The organism is Anaeromyxobacter sp. SG64 (assembly GCF_022690745.1).
Lineage (GTDB): Bacteria > Myxococcota > Myxococcia > Myxococcales > Anaeromyxobacteraceae > Anaeromyxobacter > Anaeromyxobacter soli.
On the sequence record NZ_JALCZB010000024.1, the window covers coordinates 14,320 to 37,608 of the forward strand.

The 23,289-nt window shown below is 75.8% G+C and carries 20 protein-coding genes; 11 read left to right on the forward strand and 9 right to left on the reverse strand.

Features of this window, described 5'->3' with window-relative positions:
• Positions 1-80: 80 nt before the first annotated feature.
• Entirely contained in the window at positions 81-1,331 is a 1,251-nt protein-coding gene (locus MNZ29_RS09745; RefSeq protein WP_242337268.1) for an RsmB/NOP family class I SAM-dependent RNA methyltransferase, read from the reverse strand.
• A 65-nt stretch (positions 1,332-1,396) separates the two neighbouring features.
• Positions 1,397-2,158, reverse strand: a complete 762-nt coding sequence (locus MNZ29_RS24920) for an energy transducer TonB (RefSeq protein ID WP_242337266.1) — start codon at positions 2,156-2,158, stop codon at positions 1,397-1,399.
• Positions 2,159-2,350: 192 nt separating this feature from the next.
• Here MNZ29_RS24920 and MNZ29_RS09755 point away from each other — a divergent pair, with 192 nt between their 5' ends.
• The 4 genes from MNZ29_RS09755 (at position 2,351) to MNZ29_RS09770 (ending at position 6,626) form a co-directional block, all read left to right on the forward strand.
• Complete coding sequence (locus MNZ29_RS09755; protein WP_242337264.1) at positions 2,351-3,799, forward strand: sensor histidine kinase; 1,449 nt, start codon at positions 2,351-2,353, stop codon at positions 3,797-3,799.
• Entirely contained in the window at positions 3,800-5,191 is a 1,392-nt protein-coding gene (locus MNZ29_RS09760) for a sigma-54 dependent transcriptional regulator (RefSeq protein WP_242337262.1), read from the forward strand. It begins immediately after the preceding gene.
• 126 nt (positions 5,192-5,317) lie between these two features.
• Positions 5,318-6,082 (forward strand): EAL domain-containing protein, encoded by a 765-nt coding sequence (locus tag MNZ29_RS09765; RefSeq protein ID WP_242337260.1) that lies wholly within the window; start codon positions 5,318-5,320, stop codon positions 6,080-6,082.
• Positions 6,083-6,146: 64 nt separating this feature from the next.
• Entirely contained in the window at positions 6,147-6,626 is a 480-nt protein-coding gene (locus MNZ29_RS09770) for a DUF456 domain-containing protein (RefSeq protein WP_242337258.1), read from the forward strand.
• A gap of 81 nt (positions 6,627-6,707) precedes the next feature.
• On the opposite strand, the gene MNZ29_RS09775 is transcribed toward MNZ29_RS09770, so the two are convergent.
• Positions 6,708-8,444 (reverse strand): fibronectin type III domain-containing protein, encoded by a 1,737-nt coding sequence (locus MNZ29_RS09775; protein WP_242355037.1) that lies wholly within the window; start codon positions 8,442-8,444, stop codon positions 6,708-6,710.
• Between the two features lie 357 nt (positions 8,445-8,801).
• Here MNZ29_RS09775 and MNZ29_RS09780 point away from each other — a divergent pair, with 357 nt between their 5' ends.
• Both MNZ29_RS09780 and MNZ29_RS09785 read left to right on the forward strand, forming a co-directional pair.
• Positions 8,802-9,251, forward strand: coding sequence for a response regulator transcription factor (locus tag MNZ29_RS09780; protein ID WP_242337255.1), 450 nt, complete (start codon positions 8,802-8,804; stop codon positions 9,249-9,251).
• 161 nt (positions 9,252-9,412) lie between these two features.
• Positions 9,413-11,437, forward strand: coding sequence for an ATP-binding protein (locus MNZ29_RS09785; protein WP_242337253.1), 2,025 nt, complete (start codon positions 9,413-9,415; stop codon positions 11,435-11,437).
• Between the two features lie 10 nt (positions 11,438-11,447).
• Here MNZ29_RS09785 and MNZ29_RS09790 read toward each other — a convergent pair whose 3' ends face one another.
• Positions 11,448-14,357, reverse strand: coding sequence for a PAS domain-containing protein (locus MNZ29_RS09790; RefSeq protein WP_242337250.1), 2,910 nt, complete (start codon positions 14,355-14,357; stop codon positions 11,448-11,450).
• Positions 14,358-14,553: 196 nt separating this feature from the next.
• On the opposite strand from MNZ29_RS09790, the gene MNZ29_RS09795 reads away from it, so the two are divergent.
• Positions 14,554-14,811, forward strand: coding sequence for a hypothetical protein (locus MNZ29_RS09795; RefSeq protein ID WP_242337248.1), 258 nt, complete (start codon positions 14,554-14,556; stop codon positions 14,809-14,811).
• 60 nt (positions 14,812-14,871) lie between these two features.
• Here MNZ29_RS09795 and MNZ29_RS09800 read toward each other — a convergent pair whose 3' ends face one another.
• On the reverse strand, positions 14,872-15,075 hold the full coding sequence (locus tag MNZ29_RS09800; RefSeq protein ID WP_242337246.1) for a hypothetical protein: 204 nt from the start codon (positions 15,073-15,075) through the stop codon (positions 14,872-14,874).
• A gap of 281 nt (positions 15,076-15,356) precedes the next feature.
• Between MNZ29_RS09800 and MNZ29_RS24425 the strand changes: the two genes are divergently transcribed.
• Positions 15,357-16,166, forward strand: coding sequence for an IPT/TIG domain-containing protein (locus tag MNZ29_RS24425; RefSeq protein ID WP_277956972.1), 810 nt, complete (start codon positions 15,357-15,359; stop codon positions 16,164-16,166).
• 81 nt (positions 16,167-16,247) lie between these two features.
• On the opposite strand, the gene MNZ29_RS09810 is transcribed toward MNZ29_RS24425, so the two are convergent.
• Together MNZ29_RS09810 and MNZ29_RS09815 are read right to left on the reverse strand one after the other, a co-directional pair.
• Positions 16,248-17,597 (reverse strand): MEDS domain-containing protein, encoded by a 1,350-nt coding sequence (locus tag MNZ29_RS09810; protein WP_242337244.1) that lies wholly within the window; start codon positions 17,595-17,597, stop codon positions 16,248-16,250.
• A gap of 147 nt (positions 17,598-17,744) precedes the next feature.
• On the reverse strand, positions 17,745-17,999 hold the full coding sequence (locus MNZ29_RS09815; RefSeq protein ID WP_242337242.1) for a hypothetical protein: 255 nt from the start codon (positions 17,997-17,999) through the stop codon (positions 17,745-17,747).
• A 98-nt stretch (positions 18,000-18,097) separates the two neighbouring features.
• Here MNZ29_RS09815 and MNZ29_RS09820 point away from each other — a divergent pair, with 98 nt between their 5' ends.
• Together MNZ29_RS09820 and MNZ29_RS09825 are read left to right on the forward strand one after the other, a co-directional pair.
• Entirely contained in the window at positions 18,098-19,261 is a 1,164-nt protein-coding gene (locus MNZ29_RS09820; RefSeq protein WP_242337240.1) for a pyridoxal phosphate-dependent aminotransferase, read from the forward strand.
• Positions 19,262-19,398: 137 nt separating this feature from the next.
• On the forward strand, positions 19,399-20,247 hold the full coding sequence (locus MNZ29_RS09825; RefSeq protein WP_242337238.1) for a DUF6544 family protein: 849 nt from the start codon (positions 19,399-19,401) through the stop codon (positions 20,245-20,247).
• Between the two features lie 37 nt (positions 20,248-20,284).
• On the opposite strand, the gene MNZ29_RS09830 is transcribed toward MNZ29_RS09825, so the two are convergent.
• Entirely contained in the window at positions 20,285-21,391 is a 1,107-nt protein-coding gene (locus MNZ29_RS09830) for a hotdog domain-containing protein (protein ID WP_242337236.1), read from the reverse strand.
• Positions 21,392-21,580: 189 nt separating this feature from the next.
• Between MNZ29_RS09830 and MNZ29_RS09835 the strand changes: the two genes are divergently transcribed.
• Positions 21,581-22,717, forward strand: coding sequence for a DUF4382 domain-containing protein (locus MNZ29_RS09835; RefSeq protein WP_242337234.1), 1,137 nt, complete (start codon positions 21,581-21,583; stop codon positions 22,715-22,717).
• Between the two features lie 51 nt (positions 22,718-22,768).
• Here MNZ29_RS09835 and MNZ29_RS09840 read toward each other — a convergent pair whose 3' ends face one another.
• Complete coding sequence (locus tag MNZ29_RS09840; protein WP_242337232.1) at positions 22,769-23,188, reverse strand: antibiotic biosynthesis monooxygenase; 420 nt, start codon at positions 23,186-23,188, stop codon at positions 22,769-22,771.
• Positions 23,189-23,289 lie beyond the last annotated feature (101 nt).

Below are 23,289 nucleotides of genomic sequence, written 5' to 3' on the forward strand. Positions count from 1 at the left end.
CGAGCGGCTTCGCCGCTTCCGCGGCGTCGCCCCGGCGGGCTCGCTTCGCTCGCCTGTTTCGCGAATCATTGATCGGCCGCTCACCCCCTGCGCTCCCAGACCGCCGCGAAGAACCCGTCCGTCCCGTGCCGGTGCGGCCAGGTCCGCACGAACCGCTCTCCCGTGATCACCGCCGGGTCCGCGGCGGGCGCCACGCGCACGTACTCCGGGTGCCCCGCCTCGAAGGCGAGCGCCACCTCCTCGTCCTCCTGCCGCCGGAACGTGCAGGTCGCGTAGACGAGCCGGCCGCCGGGCCGGACGTGGCGCGCGGCGCGCGCGAGGATCCCGAGCTGCAGCGCGGGGAGCGCCGGGAAGCTCGCCGGATCGATCCGCCAGCGCTGGTCCGGCCCGCGGCGCAGCGCGCCCAGCTCGGAGCAGGGCGCGTCCACCAGGACGCGATCCGCGAGGAGCGCCTCCGGCGCCGCGGCGCCCTGGATCACCACGGAGGGTCCAGCGCCCGCGCGCGCCGCCCGCACGCGCAGCCGGTCGAGCCGCGCGGCGTCGGGATCGACGGCGAACACGCGCCCCGCCGCGCCGACGTCCGACGCGAGCAGGAGCGTCTTCCCGCCCGCGCCCGCGCAGGCGTCGAGGATCGTCTCCCCCGGTCGCGCTCCGACGAGCGCGCCGAGGAGCTGGCTCCCCTCGTCCTGCACCTCGACGATCCCGGCGCGGTGGGCCTCGAGGCCGAAGACGTTGGGCCGCGCCGAGGTGACCACGAGGCAGGCGGGGGCGAGGCGCCCGGCCCGGGTCGCGACGCCTTCCGCGGCGAGCCGCGCGGCCGCCGCCTGGCGCGTGGCGCGGAGCAGGTTCACGCGCAGGCAGATCGGCCCGGGGAGGTCGAGCGCGTCGGCGAGCGCGTCCGCCTCGTCCCCGGCCGCAGCGACGAGCTCTGCCGCGAGCCAGTCGGGGAGCGAGGCGCGATCGGCGAGGGCGGTGGGCGCCGGTCGGGGCGGGGGCAGCGCGCCCGGCGCGAGCGCCGCGAGCGTCTCCGCGTCGGGGCGGAGGGCGAGGTCGCGCAGCAGCGCGCCGAGGAGCAGGCGCGGCGGCGCGTCCGGATCGCCGAGCTGGGCCCGCAGGCGGCGCCGCCACAGCGCCACGCCGAAGAGCGCCTCCGCGAACGCCCGTCGCGCCTCGCCCGGAAGCGCGCGCTCGCCGCGCAGGACGCGATCGACCACCCGCTCCGCTGCCGCGCCGCCGAGGATCTCCGCGAGCGGCGCGTCGAGCGCGGCTGCCCGTCCGGCGAGCGCGTGCCAGGGGATCTCGCGCAGCCGCTCCTCGGGTCTCGGTCGCACGGGCGCATCCTCCGCGCGAGCCGGGCCTCGGTGCAAGCCGCCCGCCGGGCGGGTGACGGCGCGCATCAGGTGAGCACGTAGAGGATGGGGACCTCGACCGACTGCTCCTCCGACGGGCGAGGAAACGGGGCCGAGGCGCGGACGTCCTCGAGGGCGCACTCGTCGAGGACCTGCCTTCCGCTCGACTTCACGACCCGAAGGTCGGCGACGCTCCCGTCCGTCCGGATCGTGAAGGCGACTCGCACGAGGCCCGTCCAGCCCATGGCCGCGGCGACGATGGGGTAGGGCCGCGTGGAGGCGCGCTCCTGGATGCGCCGAACGATCTCGCGCTGGTGCAGGACGAGCCACTCCGACGCCTCGACGCCCCCCGGCGCGATCCCGCCGCCGGCGCCTCCTCCGCCGCGCGGGAGCCGGCTGTACGGATCGCCGCCCTTGCCGGAGAAGGCGACCTCCCCGCCGGTGAGCGCCGGCAGCTCCCCCGGGTCCACCGCCTCGAGCGGCGGTGCGCTGGCGGAGACGGGCACGTTGGGAGGGACGAGGCGGCGGGGATCCGGGCGACGGGCGGGCCCGGGGGCGGGGCTCAGCGGCCCCGGAGCCCGGCGCTCGGGGGCGGGGGCCGGCGAGGGCAGCAGGAGCCGCTCGCGCAGCGCGCCCGGAGGGACGAGCAGGACGTCGAGCGGGACGGCCGGCCGCGGCGGCGGCGGCGGTGACCGGGTCGCGACCCAGACCACGAGCGCGTGCGCGACCACGGCCCCGCCGGTGAACCCGAGCCGCCGCGCCCCCACCGGCTCGCGCGAGATCACCCTGAACCCCCGATCCGCCGCCACCTTGCCTCTTCTCCACCGCGGGTCACTACGACGCGGCGTTCCGGGAGCCTAGATAGCATCGATCCGGGCGCTCGCCTCCGTCCCCCGCTACACTGTGATGGGGTAGCGGTGCCCTCCTCGAGCTGCCGGCCGGCGCGGGCTCGCGTGCCCGGCCCTTCGAGAGAGAGCGGTGCGCCGCGCGTGAAGGAAGGCATGCGATACGGATCGGGAACGGCGCGCCGGCTCGCGCTCGGCTTCGGGGCGCTGGTGCTCCTCTTCGCCGCGGCGTCTGCGGTCGCCATCGCGGGCTCGATGCGGATCCACCGCGGGCTCACCGAGATGAAGTCGCGCGAGGAGGGGGTCCGCCTCTCGCTCGAGCTCGCGAGCGCGGTGCGCGACCAGTACGCGCACCAGGCGCACACCATCATCATCGGCGACACCTCGCACCTCGGCTTCTACGCTACCTCGCGCGAGACCGTGCTCCGGCTCACGCGCGCGCTCCGTCAGGCGGCGGAGGAGCCGGAGGAGCGCGCGCTCGTGGACCGGATCGAGGCGGAGAGCGGCCGGCTCGATGGCATCTTCCGCGAGCGGATCGTGCCGGCCGTGCTCTCGGGCGAGCACGCGAGCGTGAAGCTCGAGCACGGCCGCGCCCAGCTCGTCGTGACGCGGATCCAGGACCTCACCCAGGCCCTCGTCGAGCGCTTCGAGACCAAGATCCGCGCCTTCCGCCAGGAGGCCGAGGCCGTCCAGCGCCGGACGCTCGGGTTCCTCGTCGGGCTCCTCGTCGCGGCGCCGGGGGTGGCGGTGATCGTCTCGGTGGTGATCGGCCGGTCGATCGCGACGCCGGTCGCGCAGCTCCAGGCGGGCGCGGCGCGCATCGCGGCAGGGGAGCTCGACGCGCGCATCGAGGTGCACGGGGCCCCCGAGCTCGAGGCGCTCGCGCGGCAGTGGAACGCCACCACCGCCGCCCTGCGCGAGCACCAGGACCGCCTGGTGGAGTCGGAGAAGCTGGCCGGGATCGGCCGCCTCGCCGCCGGGGTCGCCCACGAGATCAACAACCCGCTCGGCGTCATCCTCGGCTACGCGAAGCTCCTCCGGAAGAAGGCCGACCCTGCGGTGGCCGAGGACCTCGCGGTCATCGAGGAGGAGACCCTGCGCGCGAAGGAGATCGTGGACGGGCTGCTCGACCTCTCCCGGCCGCTGCCGGCCGCGGCGCAGCCGGTCGATCTGCGGGCCCTCACCGACGACGTCGTCTCCCGGCTGCGGGACGCGCGGCTGCTCGAGGGCGTGGTGGTGTCGGTCGCCGGCGGCGCCGTCGCGCCGGGCCACCCCGAGAAGCTCCGGCAGGTCCTCGTGAACCTCGTGCGGAACGCCGCCGAGGCGGCCGGTCCGGGCGGGAGGGTGGCGGTCCGCCTCGCGGCGCAGGACGGCACCGCGGAGGTGTCGGTGGAGGACTCCGGACCCGGCATCGACACCGCCGACCGCGGGAAGCTGTTCGAGCCCTTCTTCACCACGAAGCCCCGCGGGACCGGCCTCGGGCTCGCCGTGTCGCGCGCCATCGCGCGGGCGCACGGCGGAGATCTGGCGGCCGACGCGGGCGACGGCGGGGGCGCGCGCTTCGCGCTCAGGCTCCCGGCCCGCGCGGGCCGGGCGGAGGCGTAGATGGAGCCGGTGCGGATCCTCGTCGCGGACGACAAGGAGAACATGCGCAAGCTGCTCGCGAAGATCCTCGCGGACGGCTTCGAGGTCGAGACCGCGCAGGACGGCGCGAGCGCGCTCGCGCTCGTGGCGACCCGCGCCTACGACGTCGTGATGACCGACATCCGCATGCCCGGCGCGGACGGCTTCGAGCTCCTCGCGGCGGTGAAGGCGCGCGCGCCGACCACCGAGGTGGTCATGATGACGGGCTACGCGACCGTCGCCGACGCCGTGCGCGCGATGAAGCAGGGCGCGTTCGACTACCTCGAGAAGCCGTTCGACCCGGACGCCGCGCTCGCGGTCGTGGCGCGCGCCGCCGAGCACAAGCGGCTCGTGGACGCTGCCCGCCGCACCGCCGCACCCGGCGACGAGGACGCCTTCCACAACCTCATCGGCCGCAGCGCCCGGATGCGCGAGGTGTACGCGCTGCTCGAGAAGGCCGCGCAGGTGGACGCGACCGTGCTCGTGCTCGGCGAGACCGGCACCGGCAAGGAGCTCGCCGCGCGCGCCGTCCACTACCACTCCGCGCGGCGCGAGCGCCGCTTCGTCGCGGTGAACTGCGGCGCGCTGCCGGGCGAGCTCGTGGAGAGCGAGCTGTTCGGCCACGCGCGCGGCGCGTTCACCGGCGCCGCCGCCGCGAAGCGGGGCCTGTTCGAGGAGGCGGAGGGCGGCACGCTCTTCCTCGACGAGGTCGGCGAGCTGCCCCTGCCCGCGCAGGTGAAGCTCAACCGCGCCCTCCAGGAGAAGGAGATCCGGCGGGTGGGCGAGAGCACGCCGGTGAAGGTCGACGTCCGCATCATCGCCGCGACCCACCGGGACCTCCGCGACGAGGTTCGGGCCGGCCGGTTCAGGGAGGACCTCTTCTACCGGCTCAACGTGATCGCGGTGACGCTCCCGCCCCTGCGCGAGCGCGCCGAGGACACGCCGCTCCTCGCCGCGCACTTCCTCGAGAAGCACGCGCGCGCGCTGCGCCGGAACATCACCGCCATCGAGCCGGAGGCCCTCGTGCGGCTCGCGAGCCACGAATGGCCGGGCAACGTGCGCGAGCTCGAGAACACCATCGAGCGCGCCGTGGCGGTGGCGGGCGGGGACCGCATCACGCTCGCGGACCTCCCTCCCGAGATCGCCTCCACGCCCGCCGTGGCGACGCCCGCGGGGGCGCTCGCCGCCCTGCCCTACCGGGACGCGGTCGCGGGCGCGCGGGAGCGGGTCACGCGCGAGTACCTGGTCGCGCTCCTGAGGGAGTTCGAGGGGAACGTCACGCGCGCGGCGGAGCGGGCGGGGCTCGAGCGGGAGAGCCTCCACCGCCTGCTCCGCAAGCACGGGCTCCGCTCCGAGGACTTCAAGGCGCCGTGAGCCCCGGTCGAGCGCCCCTTCGCGCTCGGCGCTCTCCGGGGGAGCGAGCGGGCGCCATCCCGCGGCGCGACAGAAATCGGGGCGCCCGGAGAATTCGTGCCCGGGCCGCGCCGTTTGTATTCACGAGTGCGAGACCCAGCCACCGCAGCAGCGCTCCCCCGTGCGCGAGACCCCCGGCCCTTCCCGCGTCCCGACGGACTCGACGTCGTCCGGGCCGGGCGCTTCGGCGTGCAGTACGAGCCCATCGTCGAGGTCGCCACGGGCCGGCTCCACGCCTACGAGGCCCTCGCGCGCTTCCACCGGCGCGACGGCGTGGCGGTCCCGCCCGCGGTGGTCTTCGAGCGGCTGCGGGCCGCGCCGGAGCTGCTCGTCCGCACCGAGCTCGCCCTGAAGCGCCTGCAGGTGAAGGAGGCGCCGGGGCCGCGCGTGTTCCTGAACGTCAGCCCGGAGATCTGGTCCCTCGCCGCCGCGAGCTTCCAGGAGGTGTTCGCCTCCTCGCGCGTGGCGGTGGTGGTCGAGGCCGTGGAGTGCGTGCACGCGAACGCCGTCGGGCGCGGCGCGACGATGCTCCGCGATCTCGCGGAGGCGGGCATCCCGGCGGCGCTCGACGACCTCGGCGGCGCGAACGTGTTCGTGAGCGTGGAGGAGCTCCACCTCGCCCGCGTCCTCAAGCTCGACCGCTCCGTGCTCCGCAGCGTGGGCGACCCGTCGCGGCGCGCGATGCTCGACTCGCTCCTCGCGTTCGCCGGACGGACCGGGAAGCGCGTCGTCGCGGAGGGGGTCGAGACCGCGGCGGACTTCGCCCTCGTGCGCGGGCTCGGCATCGGCTTCGCGCAGGGGGACCTGTTCCGCGAAGGCTACCGGCGGGTGCTCCCGCGTCACCAGCACTGATGGGCGGCGTGGGCCGCCTCGGGGGCCTCGACAGCGCGGGCCGGGCGCGGCAGAACCCGCTCAGGTGACCGTCCTCCTCTACGTGCTCGGCGCGGCGGCGATCGTCGCGGGCATCGCCGGCCTGGTCCTCCCGATCCTGCCCGGCTCGCTGCTCCTCGTCGCGGGCGTCGTGCTCGTCGCGTGGGCGGAGGACTTCACCCGCGTCGGCTGGGGCACGGTCGCCTTCGCGGCCGTGGTCGGCGCGCTCATGTGGCTCGTGGACCTCGCCGCGGCCGCGCTCGGGGCGAGGGCGTTCGGCGCGTCGCGGCGATCGATCCTCGGCGCGAGCGTGGGGCTCCTCGTGGGCCTGTTCCTCGGTCCCGCCGGCGTCGTCCTCGGCCCCATCGTCGGTGCCGTGCTGTTCGAGCTCACCCGCAACCCCGACCTGCGCGCGGCGGGGCGCGCCGGGGCGGGCGCGTTCGTCGGCTTCGTGCTCGGCAATGCGGTGAAGGTCGCGCTCGCCTTCGTGCTGGTCGGCGTCCTCGTGCTCGCGCTCGTGGTTTGAGGGTGCGAGGGGAGCGCGCCGGGAAGGAGCCCGACGGCCGCGAGCGAATCGAGCCGAAGCGGGTCGTCCGCCCCCGCTGGATCACTCCACGTCGACGCGCGAGAGCGTGCCCCGCGCGGACTCCTCGCGCGGGGAGGCGCAGGCCTCGAACGAGTGAGGCGACTCGCGTCCCTCCGCGTCGATCGCGGAGACCCGGTAGCAGCGCCGCTCGGCGGACCGGGCCGTCGCGCTGAACACCGTCTTGCCCGTGGAGCCGATCCGGCCGCCCTTGTCCCAGTACACCGCGTAGACGACGCCGCTGTCGGACGAGGGCTCCCAGAACAGCGCGATCGAGCTGGCCGACTCCGGCTCGGCACGCAGCGCCGCGGGGGCCCCCGGGACGCCCGGCGCGGCGGTCGTCGCGCAGGCGGGCCCGCGCGGCGGGGAGCGGTTGCCGGCGGCGTCGAGCGCCACGACGGCGTAGCAGGCCTCGCTCGACGGCGAGAGGCCCGCGTCGACGTGGTGCCTGAGGCGCGCGTCCACCCGCGCGACGACGGTGCCGCCGCGCTGGATCTCGTAGCTCGTGACCGCCACGTCGTCCGCCGCGGCGCCCCAGACGAGCGCCATCCGCGTGGGCGAGTTCGGCAGCACGGCGATGCGGCTCGGAGCCGACGGGGGCGTGAGATCCGGGGTGGTCGCGCAGGCGCGCTTCGAGGGGGCGGAGACGTTGCCGGAGGCGTCGTGCGCGCGGACGACGTAGCAGTACTCGCGCGCCGGCCGGAGGCCCGCCTCGCTCGCGCTCGTGGCCTCCGTCGCGGCGACGACCTTGTCGTCGCGGAGGACCTCGTAGCCCTGCACGCCGAGCTCGTCCGTGGACGCGGTCCAGCGGAGCTCGACGCGCGTGTCCGACTTGGCGGTCGCGACGACGCCGGATGGCACGCTCGGGGCGGTGAGATCCGGGGGCGTCGCGCAGGCGGGCCCGCCCTCCGCGGAGCGGTTCCCGGCGGCGTCGAGCGCACGCACCGTGTAGCAGTAGCGCTGCGTCGGGCGCAGTCCCTTCTCGAGGGCGGCGAGGTCACTCGCCGTCGCGACCACGCTTCCGTCGCGCAGGAGCTCGTAGGCGGTGACGCCCACGTCGTCGGCCGATGGCGCCCAGTGCACGCGGACCGCGCGCTCTCCCTGCGCGTCGGCGACGACCGGGTCCGGCCGCGTGGGCGGCGTGAGGTCGGGGGTGGTCGCGCAGGCGGGCCCGGCGGCGGGCGAGACGTTCCCCGCGGCGTCGTGCGCACGCACCGTGTAGCAGTAGGTCTGGGCGGGCGCGAGGCCGGACTCGGTCACCGCCGTCCCCGGCACCCTCGCGACGATCGCCTCGGCGCGCAGCACCTCGTACCCCGCGACGCCGACGTCGTCGCTCGCGGCGTCCCAGCTCACGACGACCTGCCGCTCTCCGCGCGCCTCGGCCCTGAGCGCGGTCGGCGCGGTCGGGGGGCTCTGGTCCGGAGTCTCCGCGCAGGCGGGCCGGGTCGGGCCGGAGCGGTGCCCCGCGGCGTCCAGGGCCACGACCGTGTAGCAGTGGCGGATGCGCGGCCTGAGGCCGTCGTCGGTGAAGCCCGCGTGCGCGACGATGCCCGCGGCGCTTCCGTCGCGGAAGACCTGGTATCCCGTCACGTCCCCGGCCTGCTCCGCCGGCTCCCACGCGAGCACGATGCGCGAGGGCGAGAGCGCCGCCGCCGTGAGCAGGCGCGGCGGGGCAGGTCTCGGCGCGGCCGGAGCAGCCGGGGCGGCGGCGGGCGCGGGCGCGCTTCCACCGTCCGCCTGCGCCTCCGTGCTCGGCTCCACGGCAGCTGGGGCGGGCGAGGGCGCCGCTGCCTCGACGCGCTGCGGAGCGGCGGCCGGAGGCGGGGTCACGGTTGGTGAATGTGGAGCCTCGTGCGCTCGCTCGCAGGAGACCGAGGTCACGGCGAGCCAGAGGGCGGCGAGGGTGGCGGAGCGAGAGCGCGTCGGCATGCGGTTGTCCCCTCGCGTGAGCTCCAGGAGGAGAGGTGCGGACGTTGTCCGGAAACCAACGCCTCGGAGACCAGGCTAGCACACACAGGCCCGCATCTCTCCCCCCTTCAGGGCGCCGCGTGGCTTGACCCAGAGCAAGGGCTGGTGGGGAGCTTGTCCGCACCCAGGGGGCGGACTAACTCGGACCCAGTGCAGGACCTGCCGCTTACCAAGAAGCTCGGAGCGGGCGAGCGCGGGCGCGCGCGCCCCCTCGTGCTGCACGTCGAGGACGACGAGGCGACCCGTTACCTCGTCGCCCGGCTGCTGACCCGCGGCGGCTTCGACGTGGTCTCGGCGGCGACCGGGCGCGAGGCGATGCTGCGGCTGTCCGAGCGACCTGACGCCATCCTGCTCGACGTGAAGCTCCCCGACATCACCGGCTTCCAGCTCTGCCGGCACCTGCGCGGCGATCCTCGGGCGGCGACCGTCCCCATCGTCCACCTCTCGGCGAGCCACGCGCTGCCGGACGATCAGCGCTATGGCCTCTCCGTCGGGGCCGACGCGTACCTGGTTCACCCCGTCGACGGCGCGGTCCTCACCGAGACGCTCCGCCGGCTCATCGACCGCGCCACCGAGGGGCGCGGGCCGCCGAAAGGCTGACGGGCGCTCGGGGGCTCCCGGCGAGAGGCACGAGAGCCCAGGTTCTGCCCGGCGCCGGAGCGCGGCCCCTGGCGTGCGGCGTCGGGAAGTGGTGCGCCGAACGTGCCGCTTCCGGCCGACCCGGCGAGAACGAGGGTGAGGCACTCCTGCCGAGAGTGACGATGTCCGACAGGCCTGACCGCGCGGCCGCCGCGCCTCCGTGGTCCTACGCCGCGGCGCTCGCGCTCGCCGCCGCAGGACTCGCGATCACGTACGTCCTCCTCGGGGCGCTCGGCGGTGAGCGGTACGTCTTCGTCCTCGCCGCGGTCGCGCTCGCTGCGGTCCTCGGCGGCACCGCGCCGGGGCTCGTCGCCGCCGCGGCGAGCACGGCCGGCTTCGCCTGGCTGTTCCTCGAGCCCCGGGGGAGCCTGCGCGTCGCGAGCCGCTCCGACCTGCTCGCGCTCGCCGGGTACCTCGCGAGCGCGAGCGTCATCGCGGTGGCGGTCGGCGCCTTCCGGGCCGCGGATCGCCGCACGCGCCGCGCGCTCGCCGAGACGCGCGCCGCGCAGGAGCGCCTGCGCCTCATGACCGAGGGCGTCCACGCGCACGCCATCCTGCTCCTCGATCCGAACGGGCTCGTCACGGGCTGGAACGCCGCCGCGGAGCGGCTCACCGGCTGGCCCGAGGCCGAGATCCTCGGCAGGAGCTTCGCGCTGTTCCACACGCCCGAGGAGCGCGAGGCCGGCCGTCCCGAGCAGCTGCTCTGGCGGGCCACGCGGGACGCGCGCGCGGAGGAGGAGGGCCTCCGGGTGCGCAAGGACGGGACCCGCTTCTACGCGAGCGTCGTGCTGAGCGCGGTGCGGGACGAGCAGGGGCACCTCGGCGGGTTCGCCCACGTGCTGCGGGACGTCAGCGACCGGCGCCGCGCGGACGAGCTGGATCGGTTCATGATCGAGGCGGGCGCCGCGCTCGCCGAGTCGATGCACCCGGAGCGGATGCTCGAGCAGCTCGCGCGCCTCGCGGTCCCGGCCCTCGCCGACGCGTGCACGATCGAGACGCTCGACGAGGAGGGGCGCCTGCGGCTCGTCGCGCTCGCCCACGCGGACCCACGCCGCGAGCACGCGCTGCGAGACCTGCGGCTCCGCTTCCCGCCCGACCCGGCGACCTCGCCGGTGTGGCAGGTGCTCCGCAGCGGTCAGCCGGAGCGCGCCTCGGAGGGGGACTCCGCCGCGCTGGCCGCGCTCGCCCCGGACCCGGAGCACCGGGAGGCCCTGCGCTCGGAGGGCCTGCGCGCCTGGCTCGTCGTGCCGCTCGCGACCGGACGGCGGAACCTCGGGGTGCTCACGCTCGCCATCACGAGCCCCGACCGCGAGCTGGGCCCGCGCGAGCTCGGCGTCGCGCGCGACCTCGCACGCCGCGCGGCGCAGGCGATCCACAACGCGGGCCTGTACGTCGAGATGCAGCGCGCCGGGCGCGAGCGCGACGAGGTCCTCGCGATCCTCTCCCACGACCTGCGCGCGCCGCTCGGCGCCGTGTTCGCCTCCGCCCGGGCGCTCCGCTCCGACGCACCGGAGGGCCCGGGAGGCGAGCGGATCCGGCGCGGCGCCGCCGCGATCGAGCGCGCCGCGGAGGCCATGTCGCGCCTCGTCGCGGACCTGCTCGACCTCGCGAGCCTCGAGGCGGGCCGGCTCGTCGTCAACCGTCGACCCGAGCACACCGCCGCGCTCGTGCACGCCGCGGCGGACGCGCAGCGGGAGGCGGCCGGCCGCGCCGGGGTGACCCTCGTCGCGGAGGCCGCGGGGACCCTCCCCGACGTCGACGCGGACCGCGAGCGCGTCCTCCAGGTGCTCGGGAACCTGCTCGCCGACGCGCTCGACGGGACGGAGGGGGGCCTCGTCACGGTGCGGGCACGGGCCGTGGACGGCGGCCGCGCCGTCGCGTTCGAGATCGAGGACAGCGGGCGCATGATCCCGGAGGATCAGCTCGCGCACTTCTTCGACCGGTTCAGGCGCGGCCGCGGCGCCTCCGCGCGCGGCGCGGGCCTCGGGCTGGCGGTCGCGCGCGGCATCGTGGAGGCGCACGGCGGTCGCATCTGGGCGGAGAGCCGCTCCGGGCAGGGGAGCCGCTTCACCTTCACGCTCCCGGCGGCCGCGCCATGGCAGGCGCACTCGCCCGCCGAGGCGCTCGCGACGCGCGCCCCCGGGTGAGCGCTCGTCGTCAGCCGGCGACGGCGGTTTGCTCGAGCGCCGAGGTGCTCGCGGTGGGCAGCGCGAAGCGGACCATGGTGCCGACCCCCGGCGTGCTCTCGGCCCAGATCCGCCCCCCGTGCGCCTCGATCAGCGCGCGGGCGATCGCGAGGCCGAGGCCGGTGCCCGCGTAGGGCGCGGAGCGGCCCCGCCGGAACCGATCGAACACGTGCGGCAGCTCCTCCGCGGGGATCCCGGGCCCGGTGTCGCGCACCTCGAAGACGACGTGATCCCCCTCCACGCTCACGCTGATGGCCACGTGCCCGTGTGCGGTCGCCTTGACCGCGTTCGAGGTGAGGTTGCCGAGGACCTGCAGGACGCGATCGTGATCGCACGACACGAGCGGCAGCTCCTCCGGCGCGCGGCAGCGCACCTCGAGCCCCTTCGTCTCCGCCTGGGGGCGGATGACGTCCGCCGCCTCCCGCGCCAGCGTCTGCGGCGCGAGCGGCTCGCGATGCATCGACAGGCCGCCCCCCTCCAGGCTGGCGAGGTCGAGCAGGTCGCCGATGAGGCGGTTCATGCGGTCGCCCGCGCTCGCGATCCGCGCCGCGGTGGTGCGCACGCGCTCCGGATCCCCCGCCGCGGCGCCCCCGAGCAAGCGCGCGCCCATGACGATCGCGCTGAGCGGGGTGCGCAGGTCGTGGGAGACGATGGCGAGCACCTCGTCGCGGCGCCGCACGGCGTCCTCCGCCTCCTGCTGCGCGCGTCGCGTCTCGGTGACGTCCTGGAACGCCGCGACGGCGCCGGTGATGCGGCCGAAGGCGTCGCGGATCGGGGCGGCGTTGTTGAGGATCGTGGCGCGCGTCCCGTCGAAGCGCACGATGTCGATGAGCTCACCGGTCACGGTCTCGCCCCGGAGCACCGCGCGCTGGATGGCCCAGTCTCCGGGCGCGAGCGCGAGGCCGGTCTCCGCCCAGGCGCCCCGGTAGGCATCGAGCGCGGCGTCGCCGCCCCAGATGTGGCGGGCGTGATCGTTCGAGCTCGCGGCGCGGCCGTCGGGCCCGGCGATGACGACGCCGACGGGCAGCGTCCGCAGGATGGTCTCGAGCCGGAGCCGCTCGTCCTCGGCCACCTTGCGCGCCTCCACCTGCTCGGTGACCTCGGTCACGAGGAGGAGGACGTCGGCCCCGTTCTCGCCCGGGATGGGCCGCACCGACCAGCGCCACCAGGTCGCGCCGCGCGCGAGGCCGTCGTGCCGGTACTCGGGCGTGTCGGCGGGCTTGCCGGTCGCCGCGACCCTCCGGAGGACCTCGACGAGCCCGGACTCGCGCGCGTTCGGCACGAAGTCCTCGATCCGGAGCCCCTCGATCCCGAGCTGCGCGAACGGCGCGTCCAGGAACGAGAGGTAGGTCCGGTTGGACCACTTCGCGCGGAGGTCCCGCCCGTCGAAGATCACGATGCCGGCGGGCGCCTCGCGGAACACCGCCTCGAAGCGGCGGCGCTCCGCCTCGACGATCACGAGCGACTGCGCGGCCGCCGCCTCGGCGTGGCGGCGGTCGGTGACGTCGCGGAACCGCACGGCGACGTGCTCGAGCCGGCTGCCCTCGCGGACCGGCTGGTAGCTCGCCTCGACGCAGCGGCGCCCGGCGGGCAGGTCCGTCCAGAGCTCGTACTGCACCGACTCCCCGGAGAAGGCGCGCTCGATGCGCGGCGCCATCGCGTCGAACGCGTCGAGGCCGATGATCTCCACGAGCGGTCGCCCGAGCAGGTCCGCGGTGGGGAGCCCGCGCATCGCGGCGTAGGCGGGGTTCACAGCTCGCAGGCGCAGCCCGCGGTCGAGGAGGATCATCGAGTCCGGGGAGGTCTCGAAGATCCGCTCGTGCAGCACGAGCGAGGCGTTCGCGGCGACGAGCTTCTTCGCCATGTCGTCGAAGGCGCGCCCGAGGCGGACGATCTCTCCGGGACCGGTGACCTCGGCGAGGTCGGCGCTCCCGCGGCCGAGCTCCTGGACGTGCTGCTCGAGGCGGCGCAGCGAGCGGGCGATGCGCCGGGTGACGAGGATCGAGACCAGCACCGCCAGCGACGCCGCGGCGGCCCCGAGCCCCGCGGCGCGGGCGATGGCGGTGCGGAAGGGCGAGGCGACGTCGGCGAAGGAGCGGCTCGCGACGGCGGACCAGCCGACGAGGCTCACCGGCACCGCCGCCGTGATGGCGCCGCCGTCGGGGGTCCTCCGCGCGATCTCCCCGCCGCGGAGCGCCTGCGCGACCGCGCCCGTGTCGAGCACGCCGCCCGCCGGCCCGCCCGCGCCCGGCCGGCGGAAGACGATCTCGCCGCGGCGATCGGCGAGCGCGATGTCGGCGCGGCCGAGCCGCTCGAAGGGGAGGGAGAGCTCGCCGAGGCGCGTCGCGTCCACGGTGGCGAGGACGATCCCCTTGAGCTCGCCGCCTTCCCGGATCCCGCGCGCGATCGCGACGCTGCGCGCGCCGTCCGCGTCCGCCGCGCGGACGTCGCTCACGGTGAAGACCGCCCCGGCGAGGATCCGCCGCAGGTCGTCGCGCCCCGCCGTCGAGCGCCCGACGAGCCTGCGGTCGCTCGAGGCGACGAGACGCCCGTCGGGGGTCACCCAGGAGAGATCCCGGACGGAGACGTACTCCTGGTCGGCGCGAGCGAGGAGGAGATCGACCACGTCCGGCGCGAGCCGTCGCGTCGCGATCGCGTCGCCGACGAGCTCCTCCTGGCGGAGCACGTCGCGCACGAACCCGTCGAACGCGTGGGAGGCCGCGCGGGCGAGCTCGAGGTTCGCGTCGAGCTCGGCCTCGATGCGCTCGCGGTACACGACCGCCCCCGCGCACGCCGAGATGGCGACGAACGGAACGAGCCACGCGAGGACCACGAGGACCACGCGCCCCGTGATGGAGCGCCATAGCGGGATGCCCCCCATTGCTGCCGATCAACAGCTCACGCACCTCTGCGCATTCCGTACGCAAGGGTGGGCGCCGGTGCGTGCGCCCGCTCGGTGGGACGGAGGGCGAGCCCCTTCGCCTCGCGAGGTGCGTCACGGCTCCGCCCCGAGGGGACGTCCCCTGGAGCGTCGGGTTGCGCGGTGCGGGGCCGCTGCCAGCTTGTCGAGCAGCACCATGATCGAGATCCGCGACCCCGGCCTCCTCGCGAGCCTCATCGAGCTCGAGCTCGTGCGGTTCCGCCACGCGGAGGGCGTGCTCCGCGTCCCCTCCTCGCTCGTGGACCTGGCCGACGCGCTCGAGCGGGTCGCCGCGATCCTGCGCGAGGCCGACGACCGCGGACAGGCGGTGGACCTCGGCGACGGCGTGATGCGGCTCCTCCAGCAGTTCCGGGGCATGCTCCGCACGGTGGGCGGGGCGCCCGCCGAGGCGTGATTGCGCTGTCCGCCAGGGCTTTCCCCTGCCGCGGCGAACGCCGGCTGCCTGCGCTGTGGCTCACCCGCGCGGCCTGAAGCGCGCGGCGTCGATGATCGACCAGAGGTGGACGATCCACCCGAGGAACACGAGCCAGAGCAGGCCGGCGAGCACGAACATCACGAGCGCGAGGAGCGGGCGTCCCTGGATGAGCTGACCGAGCCCCGGGATGAAGAAGCTCGCCAGCGCCGCGATCACGTTGCCCGTCGATCCCTGTCCCGCCATGCCGTTCCTCCCGCCCCCGGGCAGCATAGCGAGGAGGGCGGGATCGCGCAGCCGAGGGTGGCGCGGGGAGGCGCCGCGCCGCGGCGGCGCGCGCCCGGCGTCGTTCACCCCGAGTGAGCGACGCTGTAGGCGTGTGAGCGCAACGGGCGTGTAGACGGTGTGTGAAATGTGGACGCGTGGAGGTGTCCTGTTCACAGGCCCTTTGGGGACATGGAAAAGCGACGCGCGATCGTCGGACAGTACGCGTCACCGACCGTGATTCGGCCGGGGAGGGGCTCACCATGAAGACGATCGTAGCGCTCGTGCTCGCGCTGTCAGCGCAGGCGGCGCTTGCCCAGCAGGGCAAGGTCGAGATCACGCGCGCCGACGCGGATCTCGGCACCGGCATGCTGTTCGTGAAGGGGCAGGGCTTCGGCGCCCAGGCCGCGACGGTCCTCGTCGGCAGGACCGTCCTCGACGTGAAGAGCCACTCGCCCACCGACGTCGTGGCGGCGCTGCCGCAGGGAATGCCCCCGGGCACCTACCGGCTCACCGTGGTGCAGGCGCCGGGAAACGCGAGCGCGACGATGGACGTGACGATCGGCGCCGAGGGAGCGCAGGGGCCCGCCGGGCCCGCCGGGCCGGCCGGACCGGCCGGGCCGCAGGGCGCGACGGGGCCGCAGGGGCCGCAGGGGCCGCGCGGTGACATGGGACCCCAGGGGCTCACGGGGCCGCAGGGAGCGACCGGACCGGAGGGGCCGCGCGGCTTCGTCGGGCCGATGGGGCCGGCGGGGCCGCAGGGCGAGACCGGGCCGGCCGGCCAGATCGGGCCGATGGGACCGGCGGGTCCGCAGGGCGCGAACGGCGTCTCCGGCTACCAGATCCTCTCCCGCTCCGTGTTCGTGAACCCGAGCACGCTGACGACGCAGCAGATCACGACCACGTGCCCGAGCGGCAAGAAGGCGCTCTCCGGCGGCGCCCGCTCGGATCGTCTCGGCACGCTCGTCGGAACGTATCCGAGCGCGGACGGCCTGGCCTGGATCGGCGAGTTCGCCACGCAGCCCGAGGCGTACGCCGCCAAGGTGACCGTCATCTGCGGGTACGCCTTCTAGTCGGCTGGCGACCGCTCGACCGCGGTCGATGACGCGCGCCCCGGCCCGCCCGCGAGCGGGCCGGGCACGCGCGTCTCGTCATCAGCTCGCGGCGGCGCCCGCCTCCTGGCGCGCCGCGTCCCACGGCAGCGTCACGAGGAACGTCGCGCCGCCTCCCGGCGTGTCGCGGATCTCCACGCGCCCTCCGTGTGCCTCGACGATGCGCCGGACGACCCACAGCCCCACGCCCACGCCGCCGAGGCGGCGACCGCCCTCGAGCTGCGCGTAGCGGGCGAACACGCGGGTCCGCGCCTCCGGCGGCACGCCGGGGCCGTGATCGCGGACCGACACGACGGGGCCGGCGGCGCTCGCGGCGATGGAGAGCTCGACCGGACCTCCGCCCGCGTGCCGCGCGGCGTTCGCGAGCAGGTTCGTGAGCACCTGCTCGAGGCGGAGCCTGTCCCAGCGGCCCGGCGTCGCGGCGGGGACCGACAGCGTGAGCGCGCAGCCGACGCGGGCGAGCGGCTCCTGCATCCGCTCCGCGACCTCGCGGGCGATCGCCGACAGATCCGCGTCGGAAGGGACGACCTCCGCGCGCTGGCCGGGTCGGGACACGTGGAGGAGATCGTCGAGCAGCCGTGCGATCCGCTGGCACTGGGCCGCCGCGCGCTCGAGCCGGCGGTGCTCGTCCTCCGCGGAGCGATTCGTCCGCTCGCGCGCGCGGAGCAGCGAGTCGACGAGGAGCTGCAGCGACGCCATGGGGGTGCGGAGCTCGTGCGAGGCGACGACGATGAGCTCCTCTCGCGCGCGGAGCGCGGCCTCGAGCACGGCGGCGCGCCGCTCGAGCGGCTCCTCGCCGGCGCGCGCCCGCCCGGGAGCGATGACCTCGCAGGCTCCGCCGCGGAGCGAGAGGGTCCGATCGTGGTAGCGCACGACCTCGAGCGCCGTGCCGGCGTCGCAGCCGTCGAGCCCGTAGCTGCACAGCGCGAGCAGCCTGCGCCGCGCGAAGGCGGCGCTCACGCGCGCCTCATACTCCAGGAAGCCCGGGGCGCCGCACGCGCCCTCCGGGCCCGCGCTGCCGGCGACGCGGAGCCCGGTGAACCCCGCGCGGCGGGCCGCCTCCTCGCGCACGAGCCAGCTCTGCACGACCCGCGCGCCGTCGTCGCCGCCCGCCGCGCGGTACCAGCGCTCGTGCTCGAGGATCTCGAGCTGCCCGCGCGCCTCCCGCGCGCCGAGATCGGGCACCGCCGCGGCGAGGGCACGCCGCGCGGCGTCCGCCTCGAGCGGCGCCGCCGTCACCCAGACGCAGCGCTCCCCCTGCTCGAGCCCCCGGCGCAGGAAGGGGACGAGGACGTCCCCGAGCTCTCGCGCGGTCCGATGGAAGAGGCAGACGTGGCTGCCCCACCGCAGCCGGCCGAAGCCGTCGATCCCGCTGTCGGTGGAGGCGTGCATCCATCGGCTCCTACGGCTCGCGCCGAGGTGCCGCAACTCCTGAGGGGGCGGCGGGGTCTCACGTAGCTCGGCGGAGCGTCGCCCGAACGGGAGATGCGCGCGACGCCGGCGCGGCGGGGCCCGCGGCGCTCGCGGAGATCCAGCGCGTCAGCCGCGGGAGCCGCTGCCCGGGCGGACGAGGCGCGCGGGGAGGAACACGAGCGGAACGACGAGCACCGCCAGCACGAGCAGCTCGCCCCAGCCGAGCCGGCGGGCGAGGAGCGCGTACGCGCTGAGCAAGGCGATCGTGAGCGGGACGAATCGGCGCTGGCGCCAGCGCCCGCTCCGGGCGAACCAGGCGACCGAGATCGCCGCGAGCGCGGTGAGGAGGACGACGAGGAGCTCGACGCGGCCGATGCCCATGCGTCGCGGATGATCGACGGGCGTGCCTCTGCGCGCAAGGGCCCGCGCGCCGGTGCGTCCGCCGGTGTATGGGAGTGGAAACGCGCCCGAGGAGCCCGATGCCGCGCCACCCCCGCGTCGCCCCAGTCGTCGCCAGCCTGTCCCACGACGTCTACAGCGCGCTCGCCGCCCGGGCGCGCGAGCGGCCCGGGCCGGTCCATCCCCTCCACGTCGGCGACACGTGGCTCGATCCGCTCCCCGCCGCGCGCGCCGAGGCGCAGCGCGCCGACGCGCACCCGCGGCTCCACGGCTACGCTCCGGTCCAGGGAGAGCCCGCGCTGCTCGCCGCGATCCTCCGCCGGCTCGCGTCGCGCCACGGCGTCGAGGTGGATCCGGCCTGCCTGCAGGTGATGCCCGGCGCGACCACCGGGCTCGCCATCGTGGTCGGGGCGCTCCTCTCGCCCGGCGACGAGCTCGTCGTGCCGTCCCCGTTCTGGCCGCTCATCCGCGGGATCGCCATCTCCCACGGGTGCACCAGCGTGGAGGTCCCGTTCTTCACGCGCTTCGCGGAGCCGGGCTTCGATCCGGAGGCCGCGCTCGAGCGGGCGATCGGGCCGCGCACCGCGGCCATCTACGTGAACGCCCCCAACAACCCCACCGGGCGGCTGCTCCCCGACGCCGTCGCCGAGGCCATCGCGGCAGTGGCGCGCCGGCACGACCTGTGGGTGATCGCGGACGAGGCCTACGAGGACCTGGTGCACGCCGGGGAGCACCGGCCGCTGTGGCGCCGCCCCGACCTCGCGGGGCGCACCGTCGTCACCCACACGCTCTCGAAGAGCCACGCGCTCGCCGGGGCGCGCATCGGCTACACCCACGGCCCGCCAGAGGCGATGCGCGCCATACGGGCGCTCCAGTTCCACGAGAGCTACTGCGCCGCGCGTCCCATGCAGTTCGCCGCGGCCGCCGCGCTCGACGGGGGCGACGCCTGGCTCGCCGAGGCCCGCGCCGCGTACGCCGCCGCCGGTCGCGCCGCCGCGGCCGCCGTCGGCATCCCGCCCCCCGAGGCGGGGACGTTCCTCTTCTTCGATGCGGCGAAGGCGTTCGCGCCGGGTGAAGGGCTGCCCGGCTTCCTGGAGCGGTGCCTGGAGGCGGGCGTGCTCCTCACGCCCGGGCCGGCGTGCGGGCGGGACTACGAGAGCTGGGTGCGGCTCTGCTTCACGGCCGTGCCTCCGGACGCGCTCGCCGACGCGCTCGCCCGGCTGAGCGCGGTGCTCGGGCGCTGAGCGCCCCGCCCCGTGCGGAGCGGTCTTCCGCGCCGGCGCCCGCGCTCCGCTCAGGTTCCTCACCACGGCTCACTCCAGAAGGCGACCGTGCGGCGCGCCGAGCGATCGGAGAGCATGCCGGGGAGAGGAGCCAGAGCATGTTGCGCAGGTCGATGGGGATCGCCGCGCTCGCCGCCGGAGGGCTGGGGCTCGTGGTGGCTGTGCAGGGGAAGCGCTTCAACCGGCGCATCGCGCGCGAGGCGCACGCGCTCTGGACGCAGGAGAGCTCGGGGCCGGAGCGGCGCACCGCGCTCGAGGCGCTGCCGCCGCCGGTTCGGCGGTACGCGGAGGCGTCCGGCGCGGCGAGCCACGCGCCGGTCCGCGCCGCGCGTCTCCGCCACGGAGGCACCTTCCGGCCGCGCTTCGACCGTCCGTGGCTCGCGATCCGCGGAGTGCAGTACTTCGCGAGCGATCCGCCCGGCTTCGTCTGGTGGGGCCGCGTGCGCACGGGGGCCGGGCTCTGGATCGACGCGCGCGATCGCTCGCTCGCGGGCGAGGGGGGCATGCGGATCATGCTCGCGTCGTGCTGGAAGCTCGCCGACGTGCGGGGCCGCGAGGTGGGCGAGGCCTCGCTGCAGCGGCTCCTCGCGGAGATGGTCTGGTTCCCGACCGCCTTCCTGGACGCGCGCCACGTGCGGTGGGCGCCCATCGACGACACGCGGGCGCGGGCGATCCTGCGCGTCCGCGGCCTCGAGGTCGCCGTCGACTTCCACTTCGACGCGAACGGTGTCCCCTCCCGCATCACCGCAGAGCGCTACCGCGACGTGGACGGCGAGCCGGTGCTCACGCCCTGGACCGGCGAGTGCAGCGGCTATCGCGTGATCGACGGGATGCGGGTGCCGTTCCGGCTCGAGGCCTCCTGGCACGTGAGGGGGCGCACGGAGCCGTACGCCCGGTTCTCCGTCGACGAGCTCGAGCTCGATCGGCCCGAGGCGTTCCCGGGCTGAGGGCCGCGCGCCGCGAGTCCGGCGGCTCGCGCCGGGGTCACTCGGTCTGACGGCCGTCCGCCGCCGGCCCGCGCTCGCGGGCGCCGGCGATCCACCCCCGCCCCGCGTGGCGAGAGAGGGCGAGCTGCTGTCTCCGCGCCGCGAGGAGGCGGGCGTCCTCGCCGAACGTGGTCGGGTAGACGGGCGGCACGTCGCGCTGGCACATCTCGCGGTCCACGTTCACGAACGTGAACAGGCACGAGTTCGAGATCGCGCGCACGCTCCGGTCGCGGCTCCGCCGCTCGATGCTGGCCTCCACCGACACGAGGCTCCCCGCCGTGTGCACGACGCGGCTGGAGAAGTGCAGCGTGTCGCCGAGCCGCACGGGGTTCAGGAAGTTCACCCGGTTCACGGCCGCCAGCACCGGCCGATCCGGCGCCGCGAGCTCCGCGCAGATCGAGGAGAGCTCGTAGGCGCGGCGCATGAGGTAGCCGCCGAAGATCTTCCGGGGCACGTTCTCCTGCTCGGGGAACATGCGCTCCCAGGCGTCGGTGACGAGCCGCGCGGAGAGGAGCCCGGTGAACCCGGGCCGCTCCTGCTCCCGGTGGAGCCGGTCGAGCAGCTCGAACTCCTCGTGGCTCGGCGGCTCCTGCGAGGCCGCGACGTAGCGCCGGTACTCGTCCCGGCGCTCCTCCGCGCGGCGCGCCCGGCGCCGCGTGAGCTCGTCCTCGTAGTCGAGCGGCGGCAGCGGCACGCTCTTCGCCTCGTCGCCCTCGCCGATCCGGGCGACCATCGTGAAGTAGCAGGAGGCGACGTGGAGCGGCGCCTCGCCCGCGAGGCCCGGCTGCGTCACGCGGATGCCCACCTCCATGGAGGTCCGGCCGACGTGGTTCACCCGCGCGACGAGGTCGAGGTCGCGCTCCACGTCGGCCGGGTTCCGCACGAGGATGTTGTCCACCGCCGCCGTGACGACCCGCGCCTGCGGGTGGGCGCGCCGCGCGTACGCGAGCGCAGCCTCCTCGGCGAGCTTGTCGAGGACCTCAAGGAGCAGCCCGAAGCGCAGGTTGCCGTGGAGCGGCTCGTCCACGACCTTGTAGCGGCGCTTCAGGGACGGCTCCCGGGAGAGGGGCAGCGTCAGGGCGAGATCCGTGTCCTTGGGGGTCATGTCGCTCTCCATCATGGCTCGCCTCGCCCCGCAGCGCGCGCGGCCCGAACCTGATGGATGCGACCGGGCGGGCGCACGGGCCCATCGAGGGACACGCGAATTTGTCGGCTCGCCGCATGTTGCTTCGGGCGGGCGAGCGCCAGTTCGGACGCACCTTCGCTCACACACAGGCCAGGAGGCACACAGACGATGTCGTCTCGAAAGTTCTGGAAGCTCGGAGTCGTGGCTGCGCTCGTCAGCGCGCTCTCCGCCTGCGGCTCGAGCAGCGGCAGCGGCGCGGTCCGCGTGCGCCTGGTCGACGCGCCCGGCGATTATCAGGCGCTCGACCTCGAGGTCCGGCGGGTGGAGATCCACGCCGACGGCGGTGACTGGATCGTGCTCGGCACGCCCGACGCCCAGGTCGATCTCCTCTCCCTCACCGGCGGCGTGAGCGCCACGCTCGTCGACGGCGCGACCATCCCCGCCGGCAGGTACACGCAGCTGCGCCTCGTGCTCGGCCCCCGGAACACGGTCACGCTCGCGGACGGAAGCGTCCACGACCTCACCGTCCCGTCCGGCCAGCAGTCGGGCGTGAAGCTCACCGTGAACTTCGAGGTCGCGCCGAACACCACCCGCGACGTCGTCGTCGACCTCGACGCCCACCGGTCGGTCTTCGTCCACGAGACGGGGGCCTCGGAGAAGTTCATCCTGCGGCCCACCGTGCGCGCCGTGGACGTGCTCGCGACCGGAGCGGTCGAAGGCAAGCTCACCGACGCCGCGAGCGGCGCGGGCCTCCCCGGCGTGCTCGTCACCGCGCAGGCGCTGTCCGCGACGGGCCAGCCCTCGATCGTGCGCGCCGCGCTCACCGGCGCCGACGGAACGTACGTCCTCGATCTGCTGGACGCGGGCGGGACCTACTACGTCGTGAGCCAGCCGGTGGTCGGGGCGGCGGCGTACGCGCCGCGTGCGAGCGGCGCGATCGCGATCACGGGGCCGACGGCCGTCGTGGCCTGGGACGCGGCGTTCGAGCAGGCCTCGCAGGTGGGGACGCTCTCGGGCGGCATCTCGCCCGCCGCGAGCGTGTCGCAGGCCGACGAGGTGGAGGTGCGCCAGAGCCTCGACGCGGGCGGCTCGCCCAGGGAGCTCATCGTGCGCACGGCGCCCGGCGCGGTCGCCGGCGGGGTGGAGAGCTACTCCGTCTCGTCCCTGCCCGCGGCGGCTTACACGGTCCTCGCCAGCCGCCGGACCGTGGACGCCGACGGCAACGAGACGGTCACGGTGAGCGCGCCCGTGAGCGCCAGCGTCCCGGCGGCCGGGACGGCCACCGCCGATCTCGTCCTGCCATAGGGTGGAGCGGACGGGGGCTCGCGCCGGATCCGGCGCGGGCCCCTCCGTGCGTCACGGCGCCGGGTCGGCGGCGACGATGTCGTAGTTGTGCACGGTGGGCTCCGGGTCGATGAGGAACTCCGCGTCGCGCGGCAGCGCGCGCGTTCGCGAGATGTCCTCCCCCGCGTACGCGTGGATGGCCTCGCGCGACGCCCAGTAGCTCACGACCATGAAGTGCGACTCCGAAGGTCCGTCCTCCCGGTACATGGCGTAGCCGAGGTTTCCCGGGATCTGGCGGAACTTCCGGACCGCCTCGGAGGCGTACGCCGCGTACTCGTCGGCGCGGGCGGCAGGGGTGCGGCCGTGCCAGACGCGGGCGACGCGGGCGCCGGCCGGAGCGGCGGCGCCCAGCCCGGCCTTCGGAGCGGGCCGCGCAGCCGGGGCCGCGCAGGAGATCGCGAGGAGCAGCAGCGAGAGGGAGATGGCGCGCACGGCGGGCCTCCTTCGGTGGACGAGCGCGCGCGATCATGTCGCGGCCGAGGGCCGTGCACCCACGCCTCTCGGGTGCACGCACGGACCGCGCGCTGCCCCTC